We start from the raw sequence: 17,302 nt of genomic DNA, 5'->3' as shown, positions 1-17,302 counted from the left end.
TTATCCGCTCAGTTCTGTAACCTGCCTAGCTACCCACGCCTTTCCGGTTTTTGGCTGATCACCACAGGATGACACCACGCCTTCCACTTCGATGCGATCTAGTTCAACACTCCACGATCGTCCTTCAGGGTGGGTGACTACAACAGAGTTTTCTTCGAGTTGAACTTGCAAACTTGCAGGTTGGACCGCTTCACCGAAGGCTTCTGCCACAGCGATTTCTGCTACTTGTCCTCGGGCATCGTAGGTTCCTCGACCACGGTTTCCAGGCAAGAAGAGTTTATTAGCCAGCGCGCCTTGAAAAAGTTGCACGGTTTCTGCCTCATTAAGCTGGCCATAAGAGTAGTTCCATGGCATAAGCAGCATCGATGGCGCAAAACGGTGACCTTTGGTGTGCGAAGCCTCCCACACATGCAACGGCCCAAACTGTGGTTCCACGGCCGCCGCCAATGGACGCCCCTTGAGCGCACAACACACATCGCGCTTCGAATGCGTGCAAATCAGCAACATCGGCTCATCCATACGCTGTGCATTATTTTTCCCCGGCCCACTTAAATCAAGGTCCAAAATATCGGCCGGCGCATCGAGCTCCAAGTGCTCAATAATTGAGGCTTCAGAAAAAACAAGAAAAAGATTATGCTTTTCGACGTTTCGTCCCTCCCGCCCCGGCTTCCTCAACAACTGCAACCCCATGTTGGACGCTTTCAAATGCTTCTTCAACGCAGCAGTCAACTCAAGATCAAAGGTTCCACCATCTAAAATATCGTGGCTCCAGGGGCCAGCATGTTCCAATAACACAAAACCAGCGCCTGTTTTAGCAGTGCCGGGAAGGGGTTCAACATTGATATCAGAACAGCGAAGAGTCATGCCAACCAGCTTAGTGTTGTTGTCATCGCACCATTTCTACGTGCACGAGATTCTGAAGCATCCTGGTGTTTTATGCATGTTTTACAACAATTCGTTCACGATTAGGCAAAATAGTGCTTCTTGCTTAGGTTTCCGTAGCTGAACGGGGTTAGTGTGTGGGCATGATTGTGCAGCCAACCTCTCTATCAAAGCATCGTGCCCGCTTCAGTGTTCTGGCCATCCTCAGTGCCAGCGCCTTAGCTCTTGCCGGTTGCGGAACATCCACATCCTCCACCCCTGCAGGCTCTGCCACCCAAACAATGTCTGCCACTGCCGATGGCGCACAGCTCTCCAACCAAGCTTCCACCGGCCCAACCGCGCTCGGTGAAGCAGACGTTGCCATGAAAACTCTTCGACCTGAAGCACCTGCACAGCTCATGGTCACCGGCGTTCGGATCGGCTCACACAGTGGTTTTGACCGAGTAGTCTTTGATCTCACCGGCCAAGGCGATCCAGGTTGGTTCATTGATTACACCTCCAACCCCACCCAACAAGGCAGCGGAAACCCCATCAAATTCACTGGTGATACCGCACTCAATGTGAATATCGATGGCACTGTTTATCCTTTTGATTTAGGCCTTGAAGATCCAGCCATCGGCACTGTCGACGGCTCCGGCAGCATCGTCTCCCAAGTTATCAGCGCAGGCACCTTTGAGGGTCGCTCCCAATTTGTCATCGGACTCAACGGCAAGCACCCTTATTCTGTCAATGTGCTCCAAGATCCACCACGCCTGGTTGTCGATGTTTTAGCGAAGTAACTGCGGTTAATAAGTGGCCTCGATACGCCACTTATTTTCCCTCCATATTAAAAGCCACACGCATAACTGCCTTTCTTCAGATACTGCCCGCCTCCACCACTTGGAATCGGGCATATTTTGTGCCGGTTTTCTCCCACCATCGATCATCCACAGGCCACGGCCTCGCCCATCCGGTGATCAGATATTTAGTGGCACCCCACGATAATGTATAAGGAGAAGAACTCAGCAGCGCTTGCTGGAGTAAAAAGCTTTTCGACGCCCCCCCCCCATTCGACCTCGCTGCAATAACGGCCGTCGTAATCTCATCAGCAACGCCGGCGTAGAGGTCAATGCCCTGGCATAGGGCGGTGTCGATAATCATTTCTACAGCTCTATCTTCTGAACCGTGATAATGCGCAGCAGCACCCTCATCAATGACTACCCTGCCTGGACGAAGCACTTCGATGCTGGCTGTAACCTCACCGAGCGAGGCAACGATCCACATCTGCATCGACAACCTCCAGCTCAGGGCATAGCGCCTGCGCCTGACGGATTTTCATCCCCCGGCGCACACCATGCTTCCAAGCAGCCAAGCCACACACCTGAATACTAAAATACGCAGCAATAGCCACAGATTTATTGTGAGCAGGTACATCCTCATCCAAATGCACCGCCTGCACCGGCTAATCGGGAAACCACAAGACCATCACTCGCGTCATCACATCGCCCAAGCGAAGCTTTACCCCCTTATCTACTTTTCAAAAACCATTTCAACATCAATGGAAGCAAAACCTGTTAGATTGAGTTTTTTTACTCGAAACGAAATCAAATAAAGGCTGAGGAAAAGTCGAATCATGTTTAAACGCTCCGGTACCTTCGCCACAGCATTAATCGCCTTGGGCCTAGGATTATCCGCCTGTTCCTCCACGGCAGACACTGATGGATCTGAAACAACAGTGTCTAGTGTTGCGTCGGAAACAACCTCGACTCTGCCTGAAATGAACTCCGCAGTATCAGCTGACGGCGTGACGATCACTATCAATTCCGCCTTCACAACAGGCTCTATAGATATGGAATCTCTAGACAGGCCTTCTGGCGATATCCAACCCGAGATGTCTAGAGAAGACGGAATCTTCGTCGTAGTCGAAACAACTATAAAGAATGAAAGTGGAGCAGATATGGACCTCACCTGTGCAGCCACTGGTTCAACTGTCTACACGGAAATCTCTACTGATCAAGAGGCCGTATACCAACCAATACGGGATTTATTCCTAATTCCTGGCAACCCGGAATGCAACCATCATTTGGGATCAGGTTTCGATGCGCCAATGACCTGGGTATTCCAAATCCCTCAAGATGCCACTGCAGAGCAATTTGGTTTCTCGCATAGTGAGCTCGGTGCTGGGAAACTAACTTGGATTGCGCTCAATGATTTGAGCAATTCGAAGCCAGCCACTGGAATAACTACTCCACGAGAAGAAACACCAATCGATCCGAGCACCCCTCTGCAAGCTCCAGCACAGGAAACTGTAATCTCACAAAACACCGTTGAAACTTCTGTAGCCCCAGCTCCTGCGGCACCTGCTTATGGTGCTTCTTGCCCTGTCTCAATGCTCCAGCAGCCAAGTCAAGCTGCAGATGGTTCAAACTTAGTCTGTATTTACGCAGGAACCCCCAACCCAATCTGGGTCTACGGTCCAGAACCTCTCGGAGTCGGGACTGCTACACCAGGTGGGACATGTGAAGGATACGAAGCTGGTGGACAAGATGCATCGGGAAATATGATGATGTGCTCAGGTGGCCAATGGGTCTATGGACCATAAGTCTAAATTCAAAGAGTGCACTCCTGCGGCATGGGATTTCGGAAGGCGATACTCTTAGACCTATGGATCCGATGAACAGCTACTCCAATATGAAATCCCATGTCACTCCAATTCCAACACCTGTGAGTGTAAGGATTAGTTGTTCATTCTTGGTAGGTGCAGCTCTTGCAGCTCTGACCACTGACCTGGCTCCAACCGTGAAGTTCTCTATCACTGGTATTGGTCTGGCACTTGCGCTACTGATCGCGTTTGCTCATCCTTATCGTGGGGAAATGAGAATGTACCGTTTCCAGCACAATATTTCGCCGGTCCCCACTATCGGGCAAGTCATGCCGCTGTTTTTCACGTGGTTGGCGCTAATGCTCACACCGCTTATTTCAGGTGCGCCACTGTGGGCAACAATTTTAGTATTTATTGCAGCTGCCGGCTGGACCTATCTCACATTCCCCCATGTGGATGGCAGCCGAAAGCTGGCGTTTGCGCAAGAGCCTCGCAAAAATACCTAGACAAAATTCCCAAACAGCACGCCTAAGCTCGCCACTCAAACGGGCCGAAGAAAAGTCTAGAATCCTCGCTTCTTTTTCTGCTGTTCTTGTTCTTCTAAGACTTGTTTGTTGCGGCGTCCCATCTGGATTAGTTTGAGGTTCGCCCAGTTATAAAAACTGTGGCCGAGAATAAAGATCGCCCAAACGAAGAACCACATCGGGATGGCATACCAGAGGGAAAAGCCTGATTGCCACATCACTAGAACGGTGAAAATAATGCTGAACAGCAGTGTTCTGGTGGGTTGGAAGGTAAATTTCGCTTGGCTTTGATCAATCTGCTCAGAGCCACCAGCCCCACGCCCAGCCCGAGCCCGCGAGCCCGACGAACCAGCGCCCTTCTTTTTAGATGATGCCATTAGTCAAGATCCCTTGAATGAGCCCAGCGGGTAAGCGCGTGGCGGTTGGATTGTTGGGTTTTCCGCAGGATATTAGAGGCATGGGTTTCCACTGTTTTAACAGAGATAAACAGCTCTTTGCCGATTTCTTTGTAGGTGTATCCACGGGCTAAAAGGCGTAATACTTCCAATTCACGGCGGGTTAAGGCATCAACTACGGGGTCGTCGAGAATCTTGCCTGATTCTACGGCTGCGTCTTTTTCGGGTGCGTCCACGATGCCTGCACCTGCGGTGGAATCGGGTGCTGCGAAAGCGTCGAGAACAAAGCCTGCGAGGCGTGGGGAGAAGAAAGCATCGCCGGAGTTAACGCGGTTGATGGCTTCTACGAGTTCTTCGCCAGAGATCGATTTGGTGACATATCCCCTGGCACCGCCGCGGATGATCGCGATAACATCTTCAGCTGCATCGGACACGCTCAACGCCAGAAAGATGGTTTCTACATCGGATTCGTTGATCTGCTGGAGGACTGCGAGGCCGCCGCCATCGGGCATGTGGACGTCGAGAAGCACCACCTCCGGTTTGCTTGCTTTGATGCCGGCTACGGCATCAGCCACCGTTCCGGCTTCGCCGACTACTGTGACAGCGTCGCCTAATTCTGCTTTGACACCGGAACGAAACACGGAGTGATCATCGACCAAAAACACATCAACCATGTCTTTCAGGTTACAACGACACTGCCGAGCGCGTACGACTAGCTAGACATCCATGGTGATAGCTACTTCGGTGCCTTCACCAATGGTGGATTTAATCCGTACTTTTCCGCCTGCTCGTTCCACCCGGCCATGCACGGATTCGGCAAGGCCATGGTGTCCATCCGGAATGTTATCCGGATCAAATCCTGTACCACGATCACGTACGAAAATGCTGAGCTCCCCGAGCATAATTTCGGCATACACATCGGCGGTTTCTACACCGGCATGCTTGGCCACATTCACCAGCGCTTCCCTGGCTGCCATCACGGCTGCCTGCGTTTGCTCCGTCAAAGCTTCATCAGTTCCCACTGTTACAGGGACGATGCGCAGGGCATAAATATCTTCTACTTCACCGCAAGCACGTTCCAAGGCGGTAAACACCGTGCCTGTTGTTTGTGGTGTTTTATCTTGAGAATCAAACAGCCATTGGCGCAGCTCGCGTTCCTGTCCACGGGCAAGGCGCGCGACTTCTGCTGGATCATCAGCACGCTTTTGAATCAGCGCTAAGGTTTGCAGCACCGAATCATGCAGGCGGGAGGCAATGTCTGCGCGCTCTGCAGCTGCAGCTTTTTCAGCGCGTTCTTCGCCCAACTGATCCCACATCCGTACCCACAACGGCACACCGAGCGCCGCCACGCCCATCAGTGTGAGCACCACTGCGGCCAGCGCCATCAAAAAGCCGTCCTGAGTACCCCAATTCATCACGATCAATACGATCGCAGCCAGCATCAACACACCGCCGGTGGCGATGATCAGCACATTCGGCCCAGAATCAATTCCGCGGTCATAGGCCAGCCAGACCATCAGCAGACCAATACCCACCACACCAATAGGCACCAGAGTGCCCAGCGCAAAGCCGGTGCTCAGCATCAACGAAGCAGCCGCACCACCGACTGCCAGCAGTACCATGCCCCAGGACATCCAGCGGCTGCTTTTCGACGCCTCCCCACTGCCCTTTTTCTCAATGCGCGTAAAAGTCCAGATCAAGGCATAGGCAAAAACGCCCGCGCCACTGAGCAGTGCTGCCAAAATTAGCAGCGCACGCACCCACAACACAGACACATTGAGGTGTTTGGCAAGGCCGGCAGCTACACCCGCAACAACTCTGCCATCTCTTGATCTAGTAAAAGCTGGATATAAAGGCACCATGTTTCCCGCTGGCTGCGAAGTATAAGGTGCCGGTGTATTACTCATGTCTTTGATCATGTCATGGCCCTGCGACACGGATCCATCAGGGAACACCCTGAAGGCCCATTTTTCAGGGCTTTCCCCCATTCACTTTTATAACAAGACGCTTCACAATAGAAGCTATGAGTACTTTTGAGGAGTCACAGAACCACCACGGTTTTATTCCTTTTGCACAACCTAGTTTTCAATCTCCTGCACCAACGCTTTCCGATAGTGTGATGCAACAAATGTGGCAGACCCGACCAGTTCGTTTACCTTCTAAACAAGGTGGCAATGCCAAAGTCGCCGGCGTATGTGAAGGCATTGGCATTCGCTATCAAATAGATCCAGTACTCATTCGTCTATTTTTTGTTGTTTCGGGTGTCTTCGGAGCCGGTATTGCAGCTTATCTCCTCGCATGGATGTGTATGCCACGCTATTCCGTCCCCGTCTCCCCGGTTGAGGCTTTGTGGACCCCAGGGCATACCAAAGATCGAAATCACGGCTGGTGGCTGCTCATCGCATTCCTAATTTTTTCTGGAATTTTAGGTTCTGGCGCTACGAAATTATTCGGCCCAGCCTCCGCAATTACTTATCTCGCACTTTTAACCATGTGGTGGGCCTTGCACAAAAAACAACCCATTCCACCCCGCGGACTTTTAACCACTGAATTCACCATTCCCGAGGATGATCCCACCATGAAAAACGAAGATCAATACCCGCAACCCCAACCCGATCTCAGCGAAATCACCCCAGTCGATGGTTATTATGCGCCTTTTGCACAGCAATCTGCAGATGCTCCTCAGTGGGATCCACTTGCCCACAACCAGTACAACTCCTGGGATATGCAGGTCGCTCCCCCAACACCTGCAAAAAAGCACCGCGTGTGGCCGTGGATTGTCGGTGGCGTAGTAGGAACCGGCGCGGTTCTCACAGTGGGCGCTGGTGTTATTGTCATGGGCATAGATCCAGGGCATTTTGAAGAAGACACCTCCGGTATCGGGGATGTCTATCTCTCCCCTACCAATGGAGATTTAGCCGATAACTACTCTTCAGGTGTTGGCGAAATGGATCTTGATTTCAGCCAATTGACTGAACTTGATCGGGTACGCAATGTCCAGATCAGTTCTGGCATCGGCGAAGTAAAAGTAACTTTGCCTGATAATGTGCCCATCAACCTGACATGTTCTGCTGGTGTGGGCACCACTCATTGTGATGTCGGAAACCTTGCTGAACACAATGATGGTTTGGAAGGCCCGATGCTCAATATCTTCGTGAGCTCAGGTATTGGCGATGTCGATGTCGTATTCGCCGATCAAGATAACTAATTAGTTTCCCTGGATTAATCCAGCTGGCCACGCAGCTGTTCACTAAGATCGGCAAGCTCTGTGAGGTCATCTTCATCAAAGCGCTCTGCTGCGGCGTGGTCTTCTGGTGAAAGTGCGAAATACTTCAACGCAGTATTTATCTGGGTGTTTTCTTTGGAATCCATATGCAGGCGCACTGTCTTCTGTGCACCACCGAGCTGTCCCAAATCTATAGCTCCGGCAGCTTTATTTTCTGCAATGAGCACAGACAGTGCTGCTACCACGAGAAACGCATCACCGAAACCGTCTAGCTCTGTGTCGGTGTAATTTCCAGAGAGTCTATCTAGACCCAGATCAGCAAACAACGCATGTACCTCAATGGGATCGCTCGTTGCTTGTGCCAGGTAGGACACTAATGCGCTGGCCTCATCGGTGGATCCGAAATGTGGTGCCCAATAGGTCTCGAGGATTTCGCTCATCGAAGACTCTCCTGCTCTGTTGTGATGAAAAGAACGATTCCCAGCATACGCTTTTACACATGCCCTAAAAAGCGGAAAGCGGCAATCACACAAGTGATTGCCGCTTTAAACCTAAACTATTATTTTAGGCTTACTCCCATTCGATGGTTCCTGGTGGCTTGGAGGTCACGTCCAGCACCACGCGGTTCACATTTGGAACTTCGTTGGTGATTCGGGTGGAGATCTTCTCTAGCACCTCATAAGGAAGACGAGTCCAGTCAGCGGTCATGGCATCTTCAGAAGACACTGGACGCAAGACGATTGGGTGACCATAGGTACGGCCATCGCCCTGGACGCCAACAGAACGGACATCAGCAAGCAGAACCACTGGGCACTGCCAGATGATTCCGTCCAGGCCAGCTGCGGTCAGCTCAGTACGAGCGATCAGGTCAGCGTGGCGGAGGATCTCTAGGCGCTCTTCGGTGACTTCACCGATGATGCGGATGCCAAGTCCTGGTCCTGGGAATGGCTGGCGGCCAACGATTTCCTCAGGAAGTCCAAGTTCACGGCCAACGGCACGAACTTCGTCCTTGAAGAGATCACGCAGTGGCTCAACAAGCTTGAATTCCACATCGTCTGGCAGTCCGCCAACGTTGTGGTGGCTCTTGATGTTTGCGGTACCTGATCCGCCTCCGGACTCGACAACGTCTGGGTACAGGGTGCCCTGAACCAGGAAGTCCACGGTGGAACCTTCTGGAGCATCCTCAAGGACGCCGGTTACAGCGCGCTCGAAGGAGCGGATGAATTCTGCGCCGATTGCTTTACGCTTTGCTTCAGGATCGGTAACGCCTGCAAGCTTGGTCAGGAATGCCTGACGCTCATCAACGGTAACCAGCTTTGCACCGGTTGCTGCGACGAAGTCCTTTTCAACCTGCTCGCGCTCGCCGGCACGAAGCAGACCGTGGTCGACGAAGACACAGGTGAGGCGGTCACCGATTGCGCGCTGCACGAGGGCACCTGCAACTGCAGAGTCCACACCACCGGAAAGGCCACAAATTGCACGACCGGTCTCGCCGATCTGCTCACGGACCTTCTCAATGAGTTCCTCAGCAATATTTGCTGCGGTCCAGTCCTGCTTCAGGCCTGCGATCTCAGTGAGGAAGCGGGTTAGCACTTGCTGTCCGTGTGGGGAGTGCAGTACCTCTGGGTGGTACTGCACGCCAGCCATTTTGCGGTCCTTGTTTTCAAAGGCTGCAACTGGTGCACCCTGAGAAGACGCAGTGACCTCGAAGCCTGCTGGGGCTTCAGAGACAGCGTCACCGTGGCTCATCCATACCTTGTGGCAGGTTTCTAGACCCTCGTGAAGAACGCCACCGGCAACATTAATGTCGGTGCGTCCGTATTCACGGCTACCGGTGTTGGCAACAGTGCCACCGAGCGCGTGGGTCATAGCCTGGAAGCCGTAGCAGATGCCAAATACTGGCAAGCCGAGCTCAAGGATCTCTGCGTCAAGGGAAGGAGCTCCCTCAGCGTAGACGGAGGATGGGCCGCCGGAAAGGATAAGGGCGGAGGCGTTTTTAGCGCGCACATCGGCTGCTGTAGCGGTGTGCGGGATGACTTCGGAGTAGATGCCGGCTTCGCGCACACGACGTGCGATCAGCTGCGCGTACTGTGCGCCGAAGTCAACGACGAGTACTGGGCGATGATTTGTCTGAAGGCTCACAAGGAATCACTCTACTAGACGAGTCAGTAAATAAGATTCTTTGGCCACACCGCCAGGCACTCGTCGAAAAGCTTTAAGGGCTTTTAACGCTTTAAAAAGAGGCTTTTCGACGCGCCCCTCCACCGCAAGTCACGGCAAGGGGCGCGCGAGCACCACCTAGTTAACGTGAAGGCTTACCTTTTGGAAGCTCTTCAAATCCGTGTAGCCACACTTAGCCAACGCGCGCTTCAAGCCGCCTTCGAAGTTCTCCACACCCCATGGCATGGTGGATGGACCGTGCAGGATCTGCTCCAGGCTTGGAGTCGCATCATCCAATTCCACAGATTCAAACACCACACCACGTGGGAAACGAGGGTGCGCTGCCACGGATGGCCAAAAGTAGCCCTTGCCTGCTGCTTCCTTGGCACGTGCCAAAGGTGAACCCAGAACAACAGCATCTGCGCCACAGGCAATAGCCTTAACGACATCGCCAGAGGTGTCGATGCTGCCATCAGCGATGATGTGAACGTAGCGCCCACCGGTTTCATCCAAGTAATCGCGACGTGCTGCTGCGACATCAGCGATTGCAGTAGCCATGGATACATCCATACCCATTGCCAAGCTGTTGGTGTTTTCTCCGCCACCAACGATGATGCCCACTGCACCGGTGCGCATCATGTGCAGCGCAGTCGTGTAATCATTGACGCCACCAGCAATAACTGGGACTTCCAAAGAACCAATGAATTCCTTCAGGTTCAGGGCTTCGCCACCAGTGTTGACATGCTCAGCGGAAATCAGAGTGCCCTGGATAACCAGCAGATCTGCGCCAGCCTTAATCACGGTAGGGGCAATTTCACGAGCGTTTTGTGGTGATACACGCACAGCCACAATCTCGCCGGAATCACGCACCTGTGAGATACGCTCGCTCAACAGATCAACGTCCAAAGGCGCTGCGTGCAGTTCCTGCAGCATGCGGGTTGCTGCCGACTGGTCGCCTTCTTCATATGCTGCGATAACCTTAGCCACCGCTTCATCCAGATCTGCGTGACGGCCCCACAGACCTTCAGCGTTGATCACACCAAGGCCACCCTGCTTGCCCATCTCAATGACAAACTCAGGGTTTGCCAAGGCATCACTTGGGTGATTCATGAATGGAAGATCAAACTTGTAGGCATCAATGTGCCAGGTGGTGTCAACGTCTTTAGAAGAACGGGTACGGCGGCTGGAAACGATAGAAATATCGTCCAAAGTGTAGGTGCGTCGTGCCTCACGGCCGATGCCAATTTCAACGTGGTCACGCATTGTGACGGAGCCTCCCTTAAATAGGTCGTATACGTCGAAGACTTTACCCGAGACCCGCGACACAACCAGAAACAGCCTGATTTCCATACGGAAATCAGGCTGTTTAAGAGCAGTTTTTAGTGGTAGTTAGGAGCTTCCACAGTCTGCTGAATGTGGTGCGGGTGAGATTCCTTCAGACCCGCACTGGTGATCTGCGCGAAACGAGCGTTATGAAGATCTTCAATGGTGGCAGAGCCGGTGTAGCCCATTGCGGAACGAAGTCCACCCACCTGCTGGTGAATGATGTCCTCGATAGCACCGCGGAAAGGCACGCGACCTTCGATTCCTTCTGGAACCAGCTTATCTTCGCTCTTCACGTCTGCCTGGAAGTAACGGTCCTTGGAGTAGGAACGCTTCTCGCCGCTTAGTCCACGACCCTGCATAGCGCCCATGGAGCCCATGCCACGGTAACGCTTGTACTGCTTACCGTTCACGGTGATGGTCTCACCAGGTGCCTCAGCGGTACCAGCGAGCATAGATCCCAGCATCACGGAGTTAGCGCCAGCAGCAAGTGCCTTAGCGATATCACCGGAGAACTGCATGCCACCATCGGCGATGATTGGGATGCCAGCCTTGTGAGCTGGAACAGATGCTTCCATGATCGCAGTGATCTGCGGAGCACCAACACCTGCAACAACGCGAGTAGTACAGATAGAACCAGGACCGATACCGACCTTGATTGCGTCTGCGCCAGCGTCGATCATTGCCTGTGCTGCTTCACGAGTAGCAAGGTTGCCGCCCACGATGTCAACTCCGGGGAATGCTTTCTTCACGCGGGAGACCATGTCCAGCACGCCACGGCTATGGGCGTGTGCGGAATCTACAACCAAAATGTCAACGCCAGCATCCGCAAGCGCTCCAGCTCGCTGGAATGATTCCTCGCCGGTGCCGATGCCTGCAGCAACCAGCAAACGACCTGATGCATCCTTGGAGGAGTTCGGGTGCTGCTCAGTCTTAACGAAATCCTTCACCGTGATCAGGCCGACAAGCTTGCCGTCCTTTGCCAAGATTGGAAGCTTCTCCACCTTGTTGGCAGAAAGCAGCGCAAGAGCCTGGTCCTTGGTTACACCTTCTTCAGCGACAACCAAAGGCATTGGAGTCATAACTTCAGCGACACGACGAGACATATCGCTTTCAAAGCGCATATCGCGGTTGGTGCAAATACCAACGAGCTTTCCGGCCTCATCAACAACAGGCAGACCGGAAATGCGGAAACGTGCACACAAATCATCCACTTCTTGGATGCTCATGTCAGGAGTACAGGTAACAGGATCAGTGACCATTCCAGATTCGGAACGCTTCACCAGCTCAACATTTTCCGCCTGCTCTTGGATCGACAGGTTACGGTGTAAAACACCAATGCCGCCCTGGCGTGCCATGCCGATAGCCATGCGGGCTTCAGTAACGGTATCCATTGCGGCAGAAAGAATTGGGGTATTCAGACGAATATTGCGCGTTAGCTGCGTAGAGGTATCTACCTCTGACGGGACAATATCCGACGCATCTGGAAGCAAAAGTACGTCATCGAAGGTTAATCCAACGAGAGCAACCTTATTAGGGTCGTCTCCTCCGGTAGAAACTCGGCTCTGGGTGGTCATATGCGACAGCTCCTCCTCATTTTGTGTCCACAATTATCTTGACTTTAGTAGCTTGTACTCAATTCGGATAACCGATGCAGCTCAGATGGTATTCCTAGCCCCGAAAATTAGCTTTGTGTTGGGTTTTACTCGAGTAGAGCAATAGGGTGGTGAAGGTGAATTTTGATGCCATGATGCCCCGTGACCCCTTTGCTGATGATCCAAACGATCCGGCATTGTTTATCACCGACGATGACCCGTTTGATCACGCTGAGCCCATCTCCGAAGAAGAACGCATCCATGTGCAACAAGATCTTCGCCTCGTGATGGAATTTAAGACAACGCTGGGGCCGCGTGGCATAGAAGGCGTCTTTTTTATGTGCGAGGACTGCGAGGAATTCCATTATTACGACTGGGACATCATGGCAGCTAATATGCATGCGACATTAAATGGTGAGTTAAGCCCAGTGCATGAACCAAGTGCACAACCAAATATCAACGCTTATGTTCCGTGGGACTACTGCATCGGTTATCTCGATGGATTGGAAGCTAAATAATAAAAACTGCTAGCAACTGGGGTGTTGCTAGCAGTTTTGTTAGTAGACCTAGTTTCCAGGAGTCTGAGGTGGCACAAGCCCAGAATCTTCGCCCTGGCTTGGTCCCTCCGGATCTACACCCGTAGGTGGTGTAATCGAAGGAATTGGCTCAGGGTTTGGTGTCCAGACCGGTGGAGCTACTGCTGTAGTTGTCACTGTATGCACCTCTGTGGAGGTAACAGTCTGAGTTTCCGTAACCGGTGGTTCCGGCATTGAGGATTCAGTAACCGTTGCAGTCAAAGTCTCAGTGCGCGGAGCAGATTCAGTTGGGATAACGGTTTCTGCTGGCGCCTTTCGACTATTTTCCATGCCATCTAGCATTGCGCGGGCCTGCTCTAAGAGAGCACGCGCACCTTCAACATCCCCGCTGGCAGTTCGGCTATCAACTTCCTCCAAAGTGGACGCAAGTTCCACCACGCTTGGAGAATCTTGATTACCGAACAGCTGCTGGTTCATGCCATACAACAGAGAGGTTTCATCAGCGTTATATACCGCTGTTCCACCACCTGCAATGACAAGAGTTGCAGCTGCAGCTCCCACCAAACCATTAAGGAATGGGTGAGATTTACGATTAGCTGTAGTACCAGCCACTACGTGTGTACCGCGAGCGTTCTTCCTGGCACGCTTTTCACGACGTGCAGCAAGAGGAACAACCGTAGCGGAAGTATCTGCGTTGTGCTCAGGGGTAGCTGAAAGAGAAACAGGTGCGAATTCTTGGGTTGTAGGGCTAATGTCCTGCATAACCGTGGTGTCCGAGGTAGCTTCCACTGGCGAATCCTGATCCAAAATACCCGGGAGTAAGGTGGACCAATCTGGCATTGCAGCCGGCGGTTCCTGTGCTTCCTTGGTTAAATCGAGGAGGAGGCCAGCGAAGATATCAGTACCCTCTGAGGGATCAACGCCACGGGACAGGTCAGTCAAAAATGCGTCATCATCAAACAGCTGTTTCAGCTGCCCCTTGACGAGATCTTGGCCATCCTGGTCACCACCATTTAGACGTCGAGTCATTACTTGTTCTCCTGCTGCTCAAGTGTGCTTCGAAGTGTCGTGAGCGCTCGGTGTTGAGCCACTCGCACAGCACCCGGGGTGCTGCCCACCATCTCTGCAGTTTCTTCTGCGGAAAGACCAACGATTACTCTCAAGATAAGAATGTCGCGTGCCTTTTCACTCAGTAGATCGAGAAGTTCCCTCACTCTGTTACTTCCATCGCTGACCAGCGCAAATTCTTCCGGAGTGAAGGTGTCAGGAGAGGTCTCTGGCACTTCTTCAATCGGAGTCGATTTATCTCTAGACATTGCACGATGTGCATCAGCGACTTTGTTGGAAGCAATGCCATAAACAAACGCCATGAAGGGTCTGCCCTGGTCTACGAAGTTTTTAATAGAGGTGGCTACTGCAAGACAGATTTCTTGAGCAACATCTTCAGCAGTCGGTTGCCGTCCACCTCCGATGCGCGCGCGAGCATAGCGCAAAACTACCGGATGAATGATCTCCATGATTCTTTGCAATGCTCGACGATCGCCCGCTGTTGCCTGCGGTACCAGGTCAGCGAGTTCACGCTCAGTGTCAGCCACGGTCTCGCACCTTCCTGCGTCAAAGATTAAAGGTTAATAAAAAGACAAGCATAAAACCCTCATGCACTTTTGCAGGGGTGAATCGCCAATGAGCTTATTACCCATGAGTTTTCCTCATCCTAGCAACTAGAACGGTTAATCCCCTGCTTTCAATATAACGAAACTGGTAATACCTAAGCATTTACCCCTACTCTGACCTGCAAAAACAACCTAACTACAAAAATTCACCGGAGATTCACCTCGGCACATAAGCCCAGGTCAGAACGGTCGTACTGGCAAGAGTTCTTCTCCATATGACCATTTGGACAGCTCTGCGTTACTAACTAGTCACAATTTGTTCACTATTGCGGTCAAGACTGTTTTCTCGGGCGAACACCCCACATCAGAGAACGCGATCAAAGCTAAACAAATAGCTGAAAATAGGGAGTATTTGAAGATGACATTGCCTCACCAGCTTCCAGGGCCAAATGCAGACTTCTGGGACTGGCAGCTGCACGGATCGTGCCGCGGCGAGACCTCCGACGTGTTCTATCACCCGGACGGTGAGCGCGGACGCGCTCGTCAGCGCCGTGAGCTTCGCGCAAAGGCTATTTGTGCAGCTTGCCCGGTATTGGAATCTTGCCGCAAACATGCGCTATCTGTTGCAGAGCCTTATGGAGTATGGGGCGGACTTTCAGAGTCCGAGCGTCTGCTTATCCTTCGTAACAACGAGCGTAAGCAGCCAGTAGCAGTTTAAAAAGAGCAGACCCGGTCCTTTAAAAAACAGGCCGGGTCTTTAATTTTTGCAGAATCAAAAAAGCACAATAGAAAAACACCGTAAAGCACAAAGCTTCACGGTGTTTTAAAGAAATCAATCACTTAGTGGTGATGATGCCCTTCGTGTCCGCCGGATACTGCCTCAGCTGGCTTCTCAACAACAGAAGCCTCAGTGGTCAGAACCATGCGTGCAACAGAAGTTGCGTTCACAACTGCGGAATGAGTGACCTTGACTGGGTCAATGACACCGTCGTTGATCAGGTTGCCGTATTCCAGAGTTGCAGCGTTGAAGCCTTCGCCGTTTTCCATCGCAGCGGTACGAGCCACTACAACAGCACCGTCGAGGCCTGCATTTGCAGCAATCCAGAATGCTGGCTTGCTCAAAGCAGTAGCTAGCGCGCGAACGCCAACTTTTTGGTCGCCTTCGAACTCTTCTGCATAAGCCTTCAGAGTCTCCGCGATCTGCACCAAAGCAGAACCGCCACCAGCGATAACACCTTCTTGTGCAGCTGCACGAGCAGCATTGATGGCATCTTCGACGCGCAGCTTACGGTCGTTGACTTCAGTTTCGGTTGCTGCACCGACACGGATAACAGCAATGCCACCGGAGAGCTTAGCCAAACGCTCTTCAGACTTTTCGCGGTCCCAAGTGGAATCAGTGTTGGCGATTTCGCGACGGATCTGTCCGCGACGTGCCTCCACCTCTTCTGCAGAGCCTGCACCATCAACAATGATAGTTTCGTCCTTGGAAACGGTGATGCGACGTGCAGTACCGAAAACTTCTTCGCCTGCTTCGTTGAGGTTGACGCCAACTTCTGGATCCACAACTGTTGCCTTGGTGACAATAGCTAGGTCATCCATGAACGCCTTACGACGATCACCGAAGTATGGGGACTTCACTGCAACGACCTTGATGGTCTTGCGGATGGAGTTCACAACCAGGGTCTGCAAAGGCTCGCCCTCGATGTCTTCTGCGATGATCAGCAAAGGACGGTTGGACTCCACAACCTTCTCCAGCAATGGGAGGAAGTCTGGAAGGGAAGAAATCTTGTTGCGTACAAGGAGCACTGCAGGATTTTCTAGGACAGCCTGCTGAGTGTCATTGTCGTTGATGAAATAAGGGGAAAGGTAGCCCTTGTCAAAGGAAATACCTTCGGTGACCTCGAGAGCGGTCTCGATGGACTGGGACTCCTCAACGGTGACAACACCGTCTTTTCCAACCTTTTCCATCGCTGCAGCAACGATCTCACCGACGACTTCGTCGCGGGATGAAACAGTAGCAACGTTCGCAATTTCCTTGGTGTCAGACACATCGGTTGCGCGAGCCTTCAGCTCTTCCAAGGTCTTCTCTGCGGCTGCAGCGATGCCCTTGTTGAGCTCGATTGGGTTTGCACCAGCAGTAACGTTGCGCAGGCCCTCAGCAATGAGTGCCTGAGCAAGCAGGGTTGCAGTGGTGGTGCCATCGCCAGCGATGTCATTAGTCTTAACTGCTACTGACTTCACCAGCTGTGCGCCAAGGTTTTCAAAAGGATCCTCGACATCGATGTCGCGGGCAATGGTGACACCGTCGTTGGTGACCAGAGGGCCGCCGAATGCCTTATCAAGAACCACATTGCGACCACGTGGGCCGAGGGTTACCTTGACAGTGTTTGCCAGGGCGTCAACGCCCCGGAGAATGCCTTCGCGGGCGTCCTGGTCAAAAGCAATGAGCTTTGCCATGAACTTATCC

19 protein-coding genes are annotated in these 17,302 nt (G+C 52.4%); 6 read left to right on the top strand and 13 right to left on the bottom strand.

Annotation, left to right across the window (positions count from 1 at the left end):
• Positions 1–864: a ferredoxin family protein gene (locus tag ccrud_RS03135; RefSeq protein ID WP_066564725.1), complete on the bottom strand. Its 864-nt coding sequence runs from the start codon at positions 862–864 to the stop codon at positions 1–3.
• A gap of 161 nt (positions 865–1,025) precedes the next feature.
• On the opposite strand from ccrud_RS03135, the gene ccrud_RS03130 reads away from it, so the two are divergent.
• On the top strand, positions 1,026–1,661 hold the full coding sequence (locus tag ccrud_RS03130; RefSeq protein ID WP_066564723.1) for an AMIN-like domain-containing (lipo)protein: 636 nt from the start codon (positions 1,026–1,028) through the stop codon (positions 1,659–1,661).
• A 76-nt stretch (positions 1,662–1,737) separates the two neighbouring features.
• Here the strand turns inward: ccrud_RS03130 and ccrud_RS15640 are convergent, their stop codons facing one another.
• Together ccrud_RS15640 and ccrud_RS15635 are read right to left on the bottom strand one after the other, a co-directional pair.
• Positions 1,738–2,145, bottom strand: coding sequence for a DNA polymerase Y subunit UmuC family protein (locus ccrud_RS15640; RefSeq protein ID WP_245670360.1), 408 nt, complete (start codon positions 2,143–2,145; stop codon positions 1,738–1,740).
• Positions 2,120–2,305 (bottom strand): Y-family DNA polymerase, encoded by a 186-nt coding sequence (locus ccrud_RS15635; RefSeq protein WP_245670359.1) that lies wholly within the window; start codon positions 2,303–2,305, stop codon positions 2,120–2,122. Before ccrud_RS15635 ends, ccrud_RS15640 begins: the two co-directional genes overlap by 26 nt.
• A gap of 189 nt (positions 2,306–2,494) precedes the next feature.
• Between ccrud_RS15635 and ccrud_RS03120 the strand changes: the two genes are divergently transcribed.
• On the top strand, positions 2,495–3,463 hold the full coding sequence (locus ccrud_RS03120; RefSeq protein ID WP_245670358.1) for a DUF4352 domain-containing protein: 969 nt from the start codon (positions 2,495–2,497) through the stop codon (positions 3,461–3,463).
• Between the two features lie 62 nt (positions 3,464–3,525).
• Positions 3,526–3,969 carry a hypothetical protein gene (locus ccrud_RS03115; protein WP_066564718.1) on the top strand — a complete coding sequence of 148 codons (444 nt, stop codon included), beginning with the start codon at positions 3,526–3,528 and terminating at the stop codon, positions 3,967–3,969.
• Between the two features lie 56 nt (positions 3,970–4,025).
• Here ccrud_RS03115 and ccrud_RS03110 read toward each other — a convergent pair whose 3' ends face one another.
• From ccrud_RS03110 to ccrud_RS03100, 3 genes are read right to left on the bottom strand one after another with little or no spacing between them, the layout of a single operon-like run.
• Positions 4,026–4,364 (bottom strand): hypothetical protein, encoded by a 339-nt coding sequence (locus tag ccrud_RS03110; protein WP_066564716.1) that lies wholly within the window; start codon positions 4,362–4,364, stop codon positions 4,026–4,028.
• Positions 4,364–5,056 carry a two-component system response regulator EsrR gene (esrR, locus tag ccrud_RS03105; RefSeq protein ID WP_066564714.1) on the bottom strand — a complete coding sequence of 231 codons (693 nt, stop codon included), beginning with the start codon at positions 5,054–5,056 and terminating at the stop codon, positions 4,364–4,366. Before esrR ends, ccrud_RS03110 begins: the two co-directional genes overlap by 1 nt.
• 42 nt (positions 5,057–5,098) lie before the next feature.
• Positions 5,099–6,241: an ATP-binding protein gene (locus tag ccrud_RS03100; RefSeq protein WP_245670400.1), complete on the bottom strand. Its 1,143-nt coding sequence runs from the start codon at positions 6,239–6,241 to the stop codon at positions 5,099–5,101.
• Positions 6,242–6,405: 164 nt separating this feature from the next.
• Between ccrud_RS03100 and ccrud_RS03095 the strand changes: the two genes are divergently transcribed.
• Positions 6,406–7,590: a PspC domain-containing protein gene (locus ccrud_RS03095; RefSeq protein WP_066564712.1), complete on the top strand. Its 1,185-nt coding sequence runs from the start codon at positions 6,406–6,408 to the stop codon at positions 7,588–7,590.
• Positions 7,591–7,604: 14 nt separating this feature from the next.
• Here the strand turns inward: ccrud_RS03095 and ccrud_RS03090 are convergent, their stop codons facing one another.
• The 4 genes from ccrud_RS03090 to guaB all read right to left on the bottom strand — a co-directional run bounded on the left by ccrud_RS03090 (position 7,605) and on the right by guaB (position 12,668).
• Positions 7,605–8,048, bottom strand: coding sequence for an imm68 putative immunity domain-containing protein (locus ccrud_RS03090; RefSeq protein WP_066564710.1), 444 nt, complete (start codon positions 8,046–8,048; stop codon positions 7,605–7,607).
• A 130-nt stretch (positions 8,049–8,178) separates the two neighbouring features.
• The gene (gene guaA, locus ccrud_RS03085; RefSeq protein WP_066564706.1) at positions 8,179–9,750 is read right to left on the bottom strand and encodes a glutamine-hydrolyzing GMP synthase; all 1,572 of its coding nucleotides are present in this window, start codon (positions 9,748–9,750) and stop codon (positions 8,179–8,181) included.
• A gap of 156 nt (positions 9,751–9,906) precedes the next feature.
• Positions 9,907–11,031 (bottom strand): GuaB3 family IMP dehydrogenase-related protein, encoded by a 1,125-nt coding sequence (locus ccrud_RS03080; protein WP_066564704.1) that lies wholly within the window; start codon positions 11,029–11,031, stop codon positions 9,907–9,909.
• A 116-nt stretch (positions 11,032–11,147) separates the two neighbouring features.
• The gene (guaB, locus tag ccrud_RS03075) at positions 11,148–12,668 is read right to left on the bottom strand and encodes an IMP dehydrogenase (RefSeq protein WP_066564701.1); all 1,521 of its coding nucleotides are present in this window, start codon (positions 12,666–12,668) and stop codon (positions 11,148–11,150) included.
• A 155-nt stretch (positions 12,669–12,823) separates the two neighbouring features.
• Here guaB and ccrud_RS03070 point away from each other — a divergent pair, with 155 nt between their 5' ends.
• Positions 12,824–13,204, top strand: coding sequence for a DUF5319 domain-containing protein (locus tag ccrud_RS03070; RefSeq protein ID WP_066569440.1), 381 nt, complete (start codon positions 12,824–12,826; stop codon positions 13,202–13,204).
• Between the two features lie 48 nt (positions 13,205–13,252).
• Here the strand turns inward: ccrud_RS03070 and ccrud_RS03065 are convergent, their stop codons facing one another.
• Together ccrud_RS03065 and ccrud_RS03060 are read right to left on the bottom strand one after the other, a co-directional pair.
• Complete coding sequence (locus tag ccrud_RS03065; protein ID WP_066564699.1) at positions 13,253–14,251, bottom strand: hypothetical protein; 999 nt, start codon at positions 14,249–14,251, stop codon at positions 13,253–13,255.
• Complete coding sequence (locus tag ccrud_RS03060) at positions 14,251–14,817, bottom strand: sigma-70 family RNA polymerase sigma factor (protein WP_066564696.1); 567 nt, start codon at positions 14,815–14,817, stop codon at positions 14,251–14,253. Before ccrud_RS03060 ends, ccrud_RS03065 begins: the two co-directional genes overlap by 1 nt.
• Positions 14,818–15,253: 436 nt before the next feature.
• Between ccrud_RS03060 and whcB the strand changes: the two genes are divergently transcribed.
• Positions 15,254–15,553 carry a WhiB family transcriptional regulator WhcB gene (gene whcB, locus ccrud_RS03055; RefSeq protein WP_066564691.1) on the top strand — a complete coding sequence of 100 codons (300 nt, stop codon included), beginning with the start codon at positions 15,254–15,256 and terminating at the stop codon, positions 15,551–15,553.
• A 122-nt stretch (positions 15,554–15,675) separates the two neighbouring features.
• On the opposite strand, the gene groL is transcribed toward whcB, so the two are convergent.
• Positions 15,676–17,292 (bottom strand): chaperonin GroEL, encoded by a 1,617-nt coding sequence (groL, locus tag ccrud_RS03050; RefSeq protein WP_066564685.1) that lies wholly within the window; start codon positions 17,290–17,292, stop codon positions 15,676–15,678.
• Positions 17,293–17,302 lie beyond the last annotated feature (10 nt).

The organism is Corynebacterium crudilactis (assembly GCF_001643015.1).
Classification (GTDB): domain Bacteria; phylum Actinomycetota; class Actinomycetes; order Mycobacteriales; family Mycobacteriaceae; genus Corynebacterium; species Corynebacterium crudilactis.
Note: the sequence above shows the minus strand (reverse complement) of the source record. Positions and strands in the feature narration are given on the sequence as shown.